Raw genomic sequence first — 13,281 nt, forward strand, 5'->3', positions numbered from 1 at the left:
ATGGATGTACCGCTAATTTCAGAATAGGCGTACCGTTCGGGCAGAATTTGCAAACTGAATGCTATGGCAAATAGCTTTTCATCAAAGAAGATACAAAAAAATAGATTTTTTGTTTGTATTTCTCTTAGAGAAGATCAGGGAAGTATGGATAGAGATATGCAAAAAACAAAATGTATAATTGAAGCGATAGGTAAGAATGGGTTTAAAACAAAATGGCCATATACTCAATATACATATTTTAATTGTGATAATGGCATTGTCTCATTAGATGACGATTTTCAGTATCCTTCAGTGGCATTGGAGTTTGTGAAAAATTTGTATATGGAATGTGCGAATTACAAAATCCAAGAAAAGAATTGTCAATCTGATTGTCAGAAATATTTAAGCAGATGGCCTGTTTTAAGAGTAAAGCATATTAGATATCAGGTTATTATGTTTGAAAGGGTGGATTAGATGATATTAAGTGTAAGTAGAAGAACGGATATTCCTAATTATTATTCGGAATGGTTTTATAATAGAATAAAAGAAGGATTTTTATATGTTCGTAATCCTATGAATGCTCATCAGATAAGTGAAATAAAAATCACTCCAGATGTTGTAGATTGCATAGTGTTTTGGACAAAGAATCCTTTGCCAATGATGAAGAGGTTAGACGAGATAAAAGATTATAATTATTATTTTCAATTCACATTAACTGGATACGGAAATGATGTTGAGGCTAATTTGCCAAATAAAAAAACAAAAATGATTCCGGTATTTCAAAATCTATCTGAAAAAATTGGTAAACAAAAAGTGATTTGGAGATATGATCCTATATTCTTTTCTGATAGATATACGAAAGAATATCATTTGAAGGCATTTAAAAGTATTGCCGAAGCTTTAAGCGGATACACAGAAAAATGCGTGATTAGCTTTGTTGATTTATATCCTAAGAATAAAAAAAATATGGAGGGCTTGTCGAGTTATGAATTAAATGATGATGAGCTGAGAAAATTTGCTATGGAATTAAGTAAGATAGCAGCGGATAATAATATTAAGATTGGAAGCTGTGCAGAAAAAATAGATTTGGATGAATGTGGTATAGTTCATAATTGCTGCATAGATAGAGAATTAATTGAAAAAATAATTGGATGTAAACTCAATGTTGGCAAAGACAAAAATCAGCGTATAGAATGCGGATGTGTTGAAAGTGTTGAAATAGGTACTTATAATACATGTAAAAATGGATGTGCATATTGTTATGCAAATTATAGTTCAAAAAGCGTAGAAACAAATGCTGCCAAATATGATCCATCGTCACCACTTCTATGTGGTCAAGTCCAAGAAGATGACAAAATTACTATCAGAAAAGTGGGTTCATTAAAAGAAACACAGCTAAGCATTTTTGATATGTGAATGCATAATTACATCATATATTTGCTGGAGTATAATTGGCTCCATTTTGGCTCTAAAAATTTTAGATGAGATACACAAAAATGCAAAATAAGATGAATATGGAGAATAAAACATACAAATGTGTACCAGAAAACAGCCAGATAAATCTTTCCGCCCAAGATTTAGAGTAGTTCTTTTTTTCTGAGAGAAAATTAAAAATCGTTTTTGGTTCTTCTGGAGAGTGATTATAGCGTTTGGGAAACATCCGGAGAAACCATTACCTCAGGGTGTCGGTAAAGTTCTTTATCAAAGAGGGCTTTGAGATGCCCTTTCTTTTTTTATCCAAATCTTTTCTCTTGTCTACATATATAAACCTAAGAAAAAGCTTGACGTTTAAATATTACAAGTGTAATATTTAAGAAAATACGAAAAAAGGAGAAATAAAACTATATGAGAAAAACGAAAAGGAAAAAACACACGAAGACTATCACAAAAATAGTTTTATTTAGCGGTATATTGATTGGTGGTGGAATCGGTATTGTAACAATAATGAATTGTAATGTTCCTGAAAAAAGACTAATGGAATATATGAAATATATTGAAAAAGGGGAATATGAGCAAATGTATGCCATGCTGGATCAGAAAAAAAGCAGCATGAACAGTAAGGAAGAATTTATAGAACGAAATTCTAAAATATATGAAGGCATTGAGATGTCTGATCTGTCCATAACCGATATTACAGTAAAAAGACAAGAAAACGGAAATGCGGCAGTTTCCTATACAACAAATATGCAGACTGCTGCAGGAAATGTAGAATTTACCAACGATGCGGTATTTTCACATGATTGGACAGGATATCATTTAATCTGGCAGGATCAGTTGATTTTTCCAGAGTTATCTGCAACGGATAAAGTTCAGGTAACGTCAGAAGAGGCAAAGAGAGGAGATATTTTAGACAGAAATGGTCGTCAGTTGGCTGGAGAGGGAACTGCATCTTCGGTAGGAATTGTTCCGGGCAGGATGGAGAACAGAGAAGATACAATAAAAAAACTGGCAGAGTATCTTGGAATTGGAGCAGACGAAATTGAGGATAAGTTAAAAGCCGGTTGGGTAAAAGCAGATTCTTTTGTACCAGTAGCAACAATTCCTAAAATACAAGAGGTCGATCTTTTGACAGTGAATCCGGATAAAACTGTTCTGGAAGAAAAAGAAAAGCAGGACACATTATTGAAGATTCCAGGTATTATGTTATCTGATGTAAAAGTACGAACTTATTATCTAAAAGAAGCTGCCTCTCATCTGGTAGGGTATGTACAGGCGGTTACAGCCGAAGATTTGCAGGAACATAAAGGGGAAGGGTATCGTACAAACAGTGTGATTGGAAAGACTGGACTGGAAACGCTTTATGAAAAAGAACTAAAAGGAACAGATGGGTGTGAAATCTGTATTGTAGATGCAAATGGAAATAAAAAAAATGTTATTGCATATGAGCCTAGAAAAGATGGAGAAGATATCCATACTACGATTGATGGTGATCTTCAAAGTACTCTTTATGAACAATTTAAAGAAGACAGAGGATGTTCTGTAGCTTTGAATCCTTATACAGGGGAAGTATTGGCGTTGGTAAGTACGCCATCTTATGATAATAATGATTTTGTACGTGGAATGGACAACAGCCAGTGGAGTGCATTAAATGAAAATGAAGACAGGCCTTTATACAACCGCTTTCGCCAGACATGGTGTCCTGGCTCAACTTTTAAACCTGTAATTGCTGCAATTGGATTAAAAGTGGGGGCATTTACTGCAAATGACGATTTTGGAAATGAGGGTCTGGCGTGGCAGAAAGATTCCTCGTGGGGAGATTATACAGTGACTACACTTCATGATTATGAACCTGTGATCTTGAAAAATGCGCTTATTTATTCAGATAATATTTATTTTGCAAAAGCAGCATTAAAAATTGGTGCGGATCAACTGATGCAGTCTCTAAATCAAATAGGATTTAATCAGGAACTTCCATTTGATATTAAAATGTCAGAGTCCCAATATTCTAATATGGACAAGATAGAAACAGAAATCCAGCTTGCTGACAGTGGGTATGGACAGGGACAGATTCTGGTAAATCCTTTGCATCTTGCAAGCATTTATACGGCTTTTCTAAATGATGGAAATATGATAAAGCCATATCTTCACGCGGATGGTGGAAGCACTTCCAGTGAAATCTGGATAAAAGATGCTTTTTCACCACAAATTGTTTCGGAGGTTATGGAGGGGTTAGAGGGTGTAGTGAATAACCCGGAAGGAACTGGTTATGGAGCATGCCGGGAAGACATTAGATTAGCAGGAAAAACCGGAACAGCGGAACTGAAAGCTACAAAAGAAGATACATCTGGAACAGAAATTGGCTGGTTTACAGTTTTTACTACAGATAGAGATACAAAGAATCCTATTTTGCTCATCAGTATGGTAGAGAATGTGAAAGATATTGGAGGAAGCGGTTATGTGGTGGAAAAGGATAAGGCGATACTGGATGAATATCTTGGTAATGAATAATTTTTACCTTTAAATATTACAAATGTAAGAGGAAAATGATATGAAAAAAATTTGGAAAATATTTGTGGGAGTTATTTTTCTTGCTGTCTGTAGTGGATGTGGCATAAAGAAAGAGCAGAAAAAGACAATTGAAGATACGAAAGAAAAAATTTACAGAGAGTGTGAAATGCTAGCAGAAGGCTATCGGAACATATATGAGAATGCTGTGAAAGAAAATGCACTATATGAGCTGAGTACAATACAAAAAAGTATGGATTATTTTGGAAAATATGGATATGCAGTAATTGATTCCTACAATCAGCTGGATATGGTTCAAAGTATTAAAGTAGATGATTTTTTGAAAAAAGCAGAAAAAGAGAAAAATGGAAAAACTACTATATTTCAAGTTATAGCAGGGGATCATTTTATCCGGTATGATCTGAAAACCAAACAGGGGAAAATAGACGTTGAAGTAAGCTCTTTTAAATGGAAAGAGGACACTTGGCAGGAAACATATTATCATGAGTTTAGAGCTAATTCATGGAAATATACAGAAAACGGGTATTTCTTTATGGAAGAATATCATCCGGCTGGATATGATGGACCGTCTGGATATCGGGCCTTTCGGGTAGTGCCGTTAAATAAAAAATGCAGGGAGCTGAATCGAAAATATATACTTCCTTTTGGATATACACTTAATAAATTGTTTACTTCTAATTGGAGTGAAAAAAATTATGATGGAATAAATTTTTATGATGTTTTTGATCGTTTACTTTCAATGGAAGAAAAAACTGATGAATTTAAGGAAGGAAAGACTTATGAAATCCCAAAAGAATCATTTGAAACGATATTTCAAAAATATTTTAATATAAGCGCAGAGATACTGCAGACAGGAACGGTATTTCACACAGAAATACAGACATATCGGTATCGAACCAGAGGAATCGTATATGATTTTGCTCCCACACCATATATTCCATATCCGGAAGTTGTTTCCTACATAGAAAATCAAGATGGAACAATAACACTGGAAGTAAATGCGGTATGGCCACAAAAAGAATTAGATCAGGCGTTTTGTCATAGCGTAACCATTCGGCTGTTAGATAAAGATAGATTTCAATATGTATCCAATTATGTATCAAGGTCAGAAATAGAGGTTACCTGGTATACAGAAAGATTATCAGACGAAAAGTGGGAGGAATGTTATGGAGATAATTGATATGATTACAAAAAGAAAACTGAAAAAGATGATGAGCGTTTTATTTATTTCGGGATGCTTTTTCATAGGAAATACAAAATGTAAAGGGGCTGATTTAGAATATATTTCACAGGAAACTGCGAATTATGCTGTACAAGAAAGAGGATATGATTTGCCAGTAGATGAAGTCGTGAAAGAAGAAGCTATTGAAGATTGTAAGAATGTTATGAATCAGATGAAAGTCATTTATCAAAAGGCGGATAAAGGGACTTCATCGAATATAGTAGTTTCTGAGACAGTAATGGAAGAAATGCAGGAAGTATTAAAGGAAAAAAATGTCCCCGTTATTACATCAGCACCGTATTCAAATATGGCTAATTATTCTAAAATGGAAGAATTTCTTTTCAGGGCAGAACAGGATCTGACAGGAGATATCGTCTTATATAGGATTAACAGAGATGGTGGGATAGAAAGACTCAAATTCAATTATGATGGGACAGATATGTATTTGCTGGCTGTGAAAGCTGTTTGGGGTATGAACGACAATCCATCTATTGTATATGTTTCGTATACAAGGATAGAAGAATGGAAATATACAGAAAAAGGCTGGTTTGGTTATACGCTATGCGTTCCAAAGTATCCGGAAGTATCAGAAGCGGTTGATGGCAGTTCTATGATAAGAATTAAACCTTTAAGTGATGAATGCAGGGAAGTTTCAAAGAGGTGTGTGTATTTGCTTGGATATCAGGGGAATAATCTTTTATGTTCTGATTGGGATAGATCTGATATGGAAGGGTTAGATTATAATGGTTTATATGAATATTTATATCGAATGAAATACGGGGAGAGATATGAGTTTTCAGGTAACTCAAGTGGAATTCCGGCAGAAGAGTTTGAAAATCTGATAATGGAGTTTTTGCCGATAACAGCAGATCAAATTAAAAAATGGGCAGTATTTGATTCGGAACACCAGATTTATGCCTGGGAACAGTTGGTAGGGGGATCAAATTTTACACCTACTAATTTTACAGAATCATTACCGGAGGCTGTTGAAATAAAAGAAGATGAAGATGGGTGCATGACTCTGGTAATCAATGCAGTATGTGATCGATTTATATGTGACGATGCTGTTATTACAAGTGAACTGACTGTTAAATTTAATGAAGATAGTACTTTTAAGTATATGGGAAATAAAATACTGAATAATGGGATGAAAAAAATACCAGAATATCAATATAGAATAAAAAGAAAGAACTGATAGCAATACCAGTTCTTTCCAGCTACTTAATTCCATATGTGCAGCTTTTTTAAAATAGAAGAAGTAATTTCCAATGCTTTTTTGCCAGTTGCATTAGAATCACTTTGGATATTGGTTGCAAAATAATAGCTGTTATCGGAAGTTTCTACATATCCGATAAACCAGCCGTTGATATCCTGTCCGTTGACACGACCGGTTCCAGTTTTTCCGTAGAAATTACCATTAGGTGTACTGGCAATTTTTATAGCATTTTTAACAGAAAATACATTTTGGAAATTTAGATGGAATTCATTTGTGTTAAATTTTTTTAATAATGTTACTTGCTCTAAAGGCGAGATTTTTAATGAAAAATCGGACCAGTATAAATCCAGATTTGAACTGGTTGTTTGGTTTCCATATTCTATTTTATTCAAAAATTCCTGGACTCTGTTAATTCCGAGCTGCGAATCAATTGCCTGGAAATACCAGTTAACGGAATTTTGCATAGCAGAGTTTAAATCCTGATCAGCTTCCCAGGATGGAAAAGGAAAGGCATCACCATTCCATGTCATGGAAGAGTGTTCTGGTGTGATGATTCCGGATTCCAACCCTAATAATGCATCGTATATTTTGTAGGTAGACTCTGGCGGAATACGTTTGGTGGCTTCTTCAAGATCGTATATTTTCCAGGAATCCAAATTATTGTCATACAAAACAAATGATCCATCATATGTTCCAAATGTTTCGGATATATCTAACAGGGAGATATTTTTGTCTGTATCACTAAAATGATATACGCTTTGAGTAGAGGCATCAATGGATAAAATGGGTGTACATCCAATAAAAACAGCACTAATGACCAGATAAATTATCAATGCTCTCATTTTTTGATAAAGAGTTTCTTTCCTAAAAACGGCGATGTTGAGAATACGTCGTTTCATCTGCCTGAAATTTCCGGACATTCCAACTGCCAGTGGAGAGGAAAAAGAGGATATTTTTTCTGCAAAATTAATCAGTGTAGTTCCATAAGCTTGGTATTCATCAGCAGAAATCATCTGCAATACAGCAGAATCACAGGCTATTTCACGGTCACAGAGAATTTCTTTTAAAGTGTACCAAACAAAAGGGTTAAACCAGTAGAGTATATTACTTATGACCATGAGGAAGCCAATAAATGTATCTTTGTGACGGTAATGCTGTAATTCGTGTAGCAGCATAAAACGCATATCATCAGGATTCAGTTCGGAAATTAAATGGATGGGAATGTAAATTCTGGGATGTATTATTCCGATTAAAACTGGTGATTTTAAAAATGCAGTACTGTAGACTGATACTGGGTGAGAGATTTTAAGTTCCTTTAAACAATTGTAATAAATAGTTTTTACCTGCTGATTTTGAAGCGGGAGAGCAGATCTTTTTATGGAACGTACATAGTTTAATGAATGAAGGGTGAGGACTGACATAATCATAACACCCGTTATCCATATTAGAAAGAGTATGGTATTCAAGCCTCCAGAAAATTGACTACTGATGGAAACTGAAAAATCATTCACCTGGTTTAACAAAATATTTTGTGTATTACTGGTAAGTTCGGATAGCGTGTCGGTACCAGAGTTAAGTCCTGAGTCAGTTTGAAAAAAATGTAACCATGAAAAAAGTTGTGAGCCATGAATCTGTACAGGAAAAAATGGCACGGCAAGTAATAAAAATAAAAGAAAACAGAGATGGTACTGTGTAGTCGCAGATAAATATTTTTTCAGAAGTTTTTTTGTTCCGATTATTACAAGTGTAAAAATACATATGAAGATATTACTGATTAAAAAGTGGATGATCCAGTTGCTCATTCAAAACCTCCTATTTCTGATGTTTTGATAATAAATGGCGTAAGTTATCAATTTCTGTTGAAGAGAGCTTATCGTCTTCAAGGTAAGAAGCCAGCATAGAAGAAAGATTTCCATTATAATATCGCTTTAAAAAAGAATTGCTTTCCTGGCGTATATATTCATCTTCTTGGACTAATGGAGTATAGACAAATACCCGGCTTTGTTTTTCGTAGGAAAGAGCTTTTTTGGAAACAAGTCTCTTGATAAGAGTTTGAATTGTTTTTGGACTCCAGCTGGTAGTTAGAGTAAGTTTTTCTGTAATTTCATTTGTATTGATGGGAGCATATTTCCATACAATTTTCATAACTTCAAATTCGGCTTCTGAAATTTGGGGTAGTGACATAATAAAATCCTCCTGCTAAATCCTACATATGTAATAAATATATTATATTACTTGTAGAAGAAAAAAGTCAAATGGCAGATGATATATAGAATATAAAATTAATAATGTAGAGGCAATAAAGGTGAAAAAGATAGAAATTATTGAGAGAATCACAGATGCTAATGGAAGCATAAGTGAAAACATATTGACTAGCTGGGAACATAAAAACCAATTCATACCGGAAATTATAAGGTTTGGAGAATTAAAAATATATCTACAGGAACGAATTGTTAAAAAGAATGATAGTGATGTTCATCTTTCAAAATATGAATATGATATTTTACTTCTTTTAGCGAAAAGTCCAGGTAGAATATTTGGAAAAGAAATGGTTTATGATCTGGTATGGAATGAACCTTATTCCGGTGATTATAATGTGGTTATGCGACATATCTGCAATATCAGAGAAAAAATAGAAGATGATCCTGGACAACCATTATATATACAAACAGTACGAGGTGTAGGATATCGGTTTAACGGGAATTTAGGCAGCGAGTGAAATCGCTGCCTATTATTATGGTTTTACAAAGAAGGAAGTTTGTTATGGGAAGATTTTTCTATTTCAGGATCATCCGGTTTTAGATACTTGGACAAGTTTTGATGTATCAATTCCAACTCTTTCATTTCTTTCCGAAAGGAAACATATTGAGTATTTATTGACTTCTTTCTGGAAATAAGCTCTGAAATTTGAGCCTGTAACTTATTGGTATTGAGCTGTTTCAGGTCTATACCATTTTCCTGTAAAATATGCTCGGCACCAGCGAAAAGGATAATTTGAGATTCATATTTACGGAAATAACGATCCGAATCTTTTGAGCTTTTATAATAGTCGTTATAAATTTTATTTTTCTGATATTGTTCAGCGTATTTTAGCAGTTCTCGAAGATGTCGGATCTGTGATTCAAGAGAGACGACAGTGGTATTTACCTCCTTTTGTTGCATATGTAACAAGGTTATGCGGCTTTCAAGTTCTGAAAAATTATGTAGATTATGTGTAAGCATCTGGCTATATGTAGTAGAAACAATCTTTAAATTTTCCTTATTTGCCCATTTCTGAAGGCCGATGTTTCCTGTTATATTGGGAGCGTTGGTGTCTATTAACTTCTTGCGAACAGAAGAAATGGCAGTTCTCTGGAGTTTATTCTCAATACGTTCTTTGATACGTTCCTTAGTAAAATTTTTTCCTAAAGATTTAGCACTTCCACGCACTGGACGGGACATATCGGGAGAACGAAAGGTAATGTATTTTCTGCTGTTTTCGCCAAATTCTGCGTTTTTTATTTCATATCCTTTAGCTTCCATAAATGTAAGAAATTCTGAATAAGTGGAAACGATTCGGATTGTCTGGTTGATATCTTTTCGCAGCTGCGCTTTTTTACTGGATTCAGATTTATTTGCAGCCCATTCATTGTATTTCATTCCCTTTTTACCATTTGGCATAATTGTGGACAGGTTATGTTCCTGGCATAAAGTGTCGCTGAGATTTCGTATTTTCCAGTAATTCTTTTTACAGTCATGGTAATGAGAAAAAGTGATGTTATCTGCAGAACAGAAAATTAAATGGTTATGTACATGACCTTTATCAGTGTGTGTTGTCAGAACATAGGAGTATTTTCCCTCCAGTAAGCGATCCGCAAGTTCTTTGCCAATTTGATGGGCTTCTTCATAGGAAACTTCACCAGGGGAAAATGCCTGAATCAGATGAAATGCCTTATTTGTATTGTGCGGATCTCTGCAGTCATGTGTATGATCCAAAGTGTATTTAAAGTCAAGAACGGCTGTTTCGGGAGAGCAGGCAAAGGAAGAAATATATAGATTCTGGTCAGTTTTATCTGGATTGCAGATGTATTCTATTGCTTTATCAACGGTTGTTTTGATACCATGGATTTTTGTAACTGCCATATTTTTTCCATTAACTCCTTTATATCGTCCAGGTCCTTTGGGTAAACTGTATTGGTACTGTTTATACGATGGGTGATCTGATTCAAATTGCTGCTGATATTGCCCAGCAGGGTATTCATTTTTCGGATATGAGAGTAGTCTACTTCATATACAAATCCATATAAGATCATTTTCCGTAGAAAGGCAGATTTGCTTTTCATCCTGGAAAGACGATATTTTTCTTCTAAAATGTATTGTTCGTCATCATTCAAATAAAATTGTACGGGATGAATTCTGGTACGTTTGCTCATTGAAATCCTCCAATTCGTTTTTTTCTATAAAAAAGAGTACAAAAAAACTGTCTAACCAGTTCGGCTATGACAGTTATGGTACTTGGTTTTTTGTTGGTTTGGACAGATGTATCTGTAAGTTATTTTAACAGGACTGGGTGAAAGCGTCAAATTAAGAAATTATAAAATATGAGAGGGCCAGGGATACTCCCTGATACATTTTGGTAGAATGAACCGGAAAGGGAATTTGACAAAATGAGCCAGTTGTCATGACACTGGCAGTGCTTGCTTCTTTTGGGGTGTAGCCTGCAAAGCAGGCTATGCAAAAGCTATAAGACATAAATGGAACTGTGAGAAGTGGTTGAGAATATAATCTTGATAGCGTATAATCAGAGCAAGAAATCGTAAGTGAGGGATAAATTTGAAACGTGAGGAAATTTTTCAATATGTGAAAGAGCAATATGGAACGGAACCGGAATATTTATGGAAAAAAGATCCTGATTCTGCGGTGCTTCGACATAAAAATGGAAAATGGTATGCTATAATTATGGCAGTGGAAAAGAAAACACTGGGATTAGAAGAAGATGGAAAAATTAATATCCTGGATGTAAAATGTGACCCTGATCTGGTTGGGATGTTAATTCAAACGTATGGATTTTTACCGGGGTATCATATGAATAAGCGGCACTGGATTACGATTCTTCTGGATGAATCTGTCAGTGAAGCCAAGACGCTGGATTTCCTGGATATGAGTTATGATTTAACCGAATCAAGCAAGTCCCCTGCTTCAATTTCGCAAAACAATAAGCAGTAGTTTGGGACTTGCTTGTATCAGGAGTGGTGCTAGCCACTCCTGATAAGCTGCGAAGCAGCATTCGGTTATGAGCAAGTAGCGAAGCGGATTGCGAATATCCGCTTGACTTGACAGTGGGAAGTAATTAAAAAGGAAGCCTTTCAGAAAAATCTCTGATCGGCTCCCAGGTATTTATTCTGGATATGTATAAGTTGATCTTTGCAGCAGGATATTTTCCCAATCTCGTTCATGGCGCAGCACTCGGAGAATATGAATCTCTTTTGTTTGTTCCATTATAATATAAAAAATAATAGATGGCGGAAAAGATCTTTTATGTATGGAATATCCTCTGTACAGAATTTGAGTTCGGGGAAAGGCAGTACTGAACTGGCTTAAATTCTGCATTTGTTCTTTCAGATCAGATTGAAAACGGTCAGCACGTTGCTGGCTGAATTCTTCTTCAATATAATCTGCAATGTCTGTGACATCGTAAATTGCTTCCCAGGTTAAAATAATTTTATATTCTTGCATTTCTTCGTGCATCCCTTAATTCTGTGATTTTGCGAAAAGCATCTTCCAGCGGCAATTCACGACCAGCTTCCATATCATCAATTCCCCGGTCTAACATGCGGAGAAGATGATTGTTTTCCTGGCTTTTATCGGTTGTAGGGACTTTTTTTGTTAATTCCATGAAAATCACTCCAATCATACGGTTTATAAATAGTGTATGTTGTTCAGAAGTATCTATCCATAGTTTAGCATAGAATGGGCAGCAATACAATTGAATTATTTTGCAGGAGTGTCCGTCAGACCAAGAATTATATATCCGTTGTTGGATTAAGGAAAGATATGAGGCAGGAAATACAGTAAGCGCTTAACTTTCGAGTACCATAGAAAATTAAGCGCTTACTTTACAAATAAAATCAGTTTACAGCCGGTTTTCTAAAAAGATTAAAAATCCCTGTCTGCTCAATCAATCTTGTGATAGTAAAGAAGATAAAGGAATCAATTGGCCACATGATCAGGTTCTTTACCGTACGCATTGGAAGGATTGCCAGGAAGCCCTTTCCGTAGAGCATGTCCAGCCATAAGGTGTTTAACAGGACATTTACGATCAGAACCACTACCAGTTTTGCAATCAGTACACGGCGGAAGGTGAGTTTATGCTTGTAGTAAAAACATCCGTAAATAAATGCCGCGAGCATTGCATTAAAGGTGAAGCCAAAGAAAAATGGTCCATCCGGGCGGATAAAGAATTTCACAATATCCAGCACACCGGCGAACAGGCATCCTGTAACAGGTCCAAACAGATAATCCGCAATCTGATTTGGAATACCGGAAAATCCAATTTTTACATAGGGACCGATGTTGATAGAAGCGACTGAATTTAAGATCAGTGCCAGGGCAGCGAGCATTGCACAGACTGCCAGGGTAGAAGTGGTTTTCAGCTCTTTGGCTGAAGTGAGAAACATGTTCTTTGTTTTCTCCATAAAAAAATTACCTCCTTTTCTTTTTCGCTCACAATAGGAGATAATCTATGGATTCATATTTATCTTCTGTTGCAGCGAGAAGCAATCCACGAACCGCAAGATTTCTCTTTTCGTCCTCCGGCAACTCTCCATCCGGAAGGCACTTTACGCTCATGAACTTACTCTGCATTACTTTACAAGGGACAGTATATAGCAGATTGCTGAAAAAAGCAAGTAAAAAATAC

At 35.3% G+C, this 13,281-nt stretch carries 14 protein-coding genes and 1 riboswitch; of the genes, 7 read left to right on the plus strand and 7 right to left on the minus strand.

Annotated elements, in window-relative coordinates:
* Positions 1 to 63 precede the first annotated feature (63 nt).
* The 5 genes from DWZ38_RS16035 to DWZ38_RS16055 all read left to right on the plus strand — a co-directional run bounded on the left by DWZ38_RS16035 (position 64) and on the right by DWZ38_RS16055 (position 6,362).
* On the plus strand, positions 64 to 453 hold the full coding sequence (locus tag DWZ38_RS16035) for a hypothetical protein (protein WP_147343027.1): 390 nt from the start codon (positions 64 to 66) through the stop codon (positions 451 to 453).
* Entirely contained in the window at positions 454 to 1,395 is a 942-nt protein-coding gene (locus DWZ38_RS16040; protein WP_117854156.1) for a DUF1848 domain-containing protein, read from the plus strand.
* 429 nt (positions 1,396 to 1,824) lie between these two features.
* Positions 1,825 to 3,927: a penicillin-binding transpeptidase domain-containing protein gene (locus tag DWZ38_RS16045; RefSeq protein WP_117854157.1), complete on the plus strand. Its 2,103-nt coding sequence runs from the start codon at positions 1,825 to 1,827 to the stop codon at positions 3,925 to 3,927.
* 40 nt (positions 3,928 to 3,967) lie between these two features.
* Entirely contained in the window at positions 3,968 to 5,125 is a 1,158-nt protein-coding gene (locus DWZ38_RS16050) for a DUF6070 family protein (protein WP_117854158.1), read from the plus strand.
* Complete coding sequence (locus DWZ38_RS16055) at positions 5,112 to 6,362, plus strand: DUF6070 family protein (RefSeq protein WP_117854159.1); 1,251 nt, start codon at positions 5,112 to 5,114, stop codon at positions 6,360 to 6,362. Before DWZ38_RS16050 ends, DWZ38_RS16055 begins: the two co-directional genes overlap by 14 nt.
* Before the next feature lie 26 nt (positions 6,363 to 6,388).
* Here DWZ38_RS16055 and DWZ38_RS16060 read toward each other — a convergent pair whose 3' ends face one another.
* Both DWZ38_RS16060 and DWZ38_RS16065 read right to left on the minus strand, forming a co-directional pair.
* Entirely contained in the window at positions 6,389 to 8,185 is a 1,797-nt protein-coding gene (locus DWZ38_RS16060; RefSeq protein WP_117854160.1) for a BlaR1 family beta-lactam sensor/signal transducer, read from the minus strand.
* A 10-nt stretch (positions 8,186 to 8,195) separates the two neighbouring features.
* Positions 8,196 to 8,570, minus strand: coding sequence for a BlaI/MecI/CopY family transcriptional regulator (locus DWZ38_RS16065; protein ID WP_092073165.1), 375 nt, complete (start codon positions 8,568 to 8,570; stop codon positions 8,196 to 8,198).
* Positions 8,571 to 8,688: 118 nt separating this feature from the next.
* Here DWZ38_RS16065 and DWZ38_RS16070 point away from each other — a divergent pair, with 118 nt between their 5' ends.
* Positions 8,689 to 9,102: a response regulator transcription factor gene (locus DWZ38_RS16070; RefSeq protein ID WP_005426519.1), complete on the plus strand. Its 414-nt coding sequence runs from the start codon at positions 8,689 to 8,691 to the stop codon at positions 9,100 to 9,102.
* Between the two features lie 23 nt (positions 9,103 to 9,125).
* Here DWZ38_RS16070 and DWZ38_RS16075 read toward each other — a convergent pair whose 3' ends face one another.
* Together DWZ38_RS16075 and mobC are read right to left on the minus strand one after the other, a co-directional pair.
* The gene (locus tag DWZ38_RS16075) at positions 9,126 to 10,505 is read right to left on the minus strand and encodes a relaxase/mobilization nuclease domain-containing protein (RefSeq protein WP_117854161.1); all 1,380 of its coding nucleotides are present in this window, start codon (positions 10,503 to 10,505) and stop codon (positions 9,126 to 9,128) included.
* Positions 10,454 to 10,795, minus strand: coding sequence for a plasmid mobilization relaxosome protein MobC (gene mobC, locus DWZ38_RS16080; protein WP_005426517.1), 342 nt, complete (start codon positions 10,793 to 10,795; stop codon positions 10,454 to 10,456). The genes DWZ38_RS16075 and mobC overlap by 52 nt, the downstream gene beginning before the upstream one ends.
* Positions 10,796 to 11,195: 400 nt before the next feature.
* On the opposite strand from mobC, the gene DWZ38_RS16085 reads away from it, so the two are divergent.
* Positions 11,196 to 11,588, plus strand: a complete 393-nt coding sequence (locus DWZ38_RS16085; protein WP_117854162.1) for an MmcQ/YjbR family DNA-binding protein — start codon at positions 11,196 to 11,198, stop codon at positions 11,586 to 11,588.
* 171 nt (positions 11,589 to 11,759) lie between these two features.
* Here the strand turns inward: DWZ38_RS16085 and DWZ38_RS16090 are convergent, their stop codons facing one another.
* The 3 genes from DWZ38_RS16090 to DWZ38_RS16095 all read right to left on the minus strand — a co-directional run bounded on the left by DWZ38_RS16090 (position 11,760) and on the right by DWZ38_RS16095 (position 13,057).
* On the minus strand, positions 11,760 to 12,110 hold the full coding sequence (locus DWZ38_RS16090; protein ID WP_243000308.1) for a type II toxin-antitoxin system RelE/ParE family toxin: 351 nt from the start codon (positions 12,108 to 12,110) through the stop codon (positions 11,760 to 11,762).
* On the minus strand, positions 12,085 to 12,258 hold the full coding sequence (locus DWZ38_RS22305; RefSeq protein ID WP_015541274.1) for a hypothetical protein: 174 nt from the start codon (positions 12,256 to 12,258) through the stop codon (positions 12,085 to 12,087). The genes DWZ38_RS16090 and DWZ38_RS22305 overlap by 26 nt, the downstream gene beginning before the upstream one ends.
* A gap of 232 nt (positions 12,259 to 12,490) precedes the next feature.
* Positions 12,491 to 13,057: a folate family ECF transporter S component gene (locus DWZ38_RS16095; RefSeq protein ID WP_117854164.1), complete on the minus strand. Its 567-nt coding sequence runs from the start codon at positions 13,055 to 13,057 to the stop codon at positions 12,491 to 12,493.
* Positions 13,058 to 13,127: 70 nt separating this feature from the next.
* Positions 13,128 to 13,225, minus strand: a riboswitch (THF riboswitch).
* Positions 13,226 to 13,281: the final 56 nt, after the last annotated feature.

Origin of the sequence: Ruminococcus sp. AF31-8BH, assembly GCF_003460605.1 — a bacterium.
In the GTDB taxonomy this organism is placed as follows: domain Bacteria; phylum Bacillota; class Clostridia; order Lachnospirales; family Lachnospiraceae; genus Blautia_A; species Blautia_A acetigignens.

What these genes read in the sequence shown, in the direction of transcription:
- mobC (WP_005426517.1), bottom strand. Translation starts at nt 10,795, where the DNA reads ATGAGCAAACGTACCAGAATTCATCCCGTACAATTTTATTTGAATGAT.
- DWZ38_RS16060 (WP_117854160.1), bottom strand. Translation starts at nt 8,185, where the DNA reads ATGAGCAACTGGATCATCCACTTTTTAATCAGTAATATCTTCATATGT.
- DWZ38_RS16075 (WP_117854161.1), bottom strand. Translation starts at nt 10,505, where the DNA reads ATGGCAGTTACAAAAATCCATGGTATCAAAACAACCGTTGATAAAGCA.
- DWZ38_RS16055 (WP_117854159.1), top strand. Translation starts at nt 5,112, where the DNA reads ATGGAGATAATTGATATGATTACAAAAAGAAAACTGAAAAAGATGATG.
- DWZ38_RS16095 (WP_117854164.1), bottom strand. Translation starts at nt 13,057, where the DNA reads ATGGAGAAAACAAAGAACATGTTTCTCACTTCAGCCAAAGAGCTGAAA.
- DWZ38_RS16050 (WP_117854158.1), top strand. Translation starts at nt 3,968, where the DNA reads ATGAAAAAAATTTGGAAAATATTTGTGGGAGTTATTTTTCTTGCTGTC.
- DWZ38_RS22305 (WP_015541274.1), bottom strand. Translation starts at nt 12,258, where the DNA reads ATGGAATTAACAAAAAAAGTCCCTACAACCGATAAAAGCCAGGAAAAC.
- DWZ38_RS16040 (WP_117854156.1), top strand. Translation starts at nt 454, where the DNA reads ATGATATTAAGTGTAAGTAGAAGAACGGATATTCCTAATTATTATTCG.
- DWZ38_RS16035 (WP_147343027.1), top strand. Translation starts at nt 64, where the DNA reads ATGGCAAATAGCTTTTCATCAAAGAAGATACAAAAAAATAGATTTTTT.
- DWZ38_RS16090 (WP_243000308.1), bottom strand. Translation starts at nt 12,110, where the DNA reads ATGCACGAAGAAATGCAAGAATATAAAATTATTTTAACCTGGGAAGCA.
- DWZ38_RS16045 (WP_117854157.1), top strand. Translation starts at nt 1,825, where the DNA reads ATGAGAAAAACGAAAAGGAAAAAACACACGAAGACTATCACAAAAATA.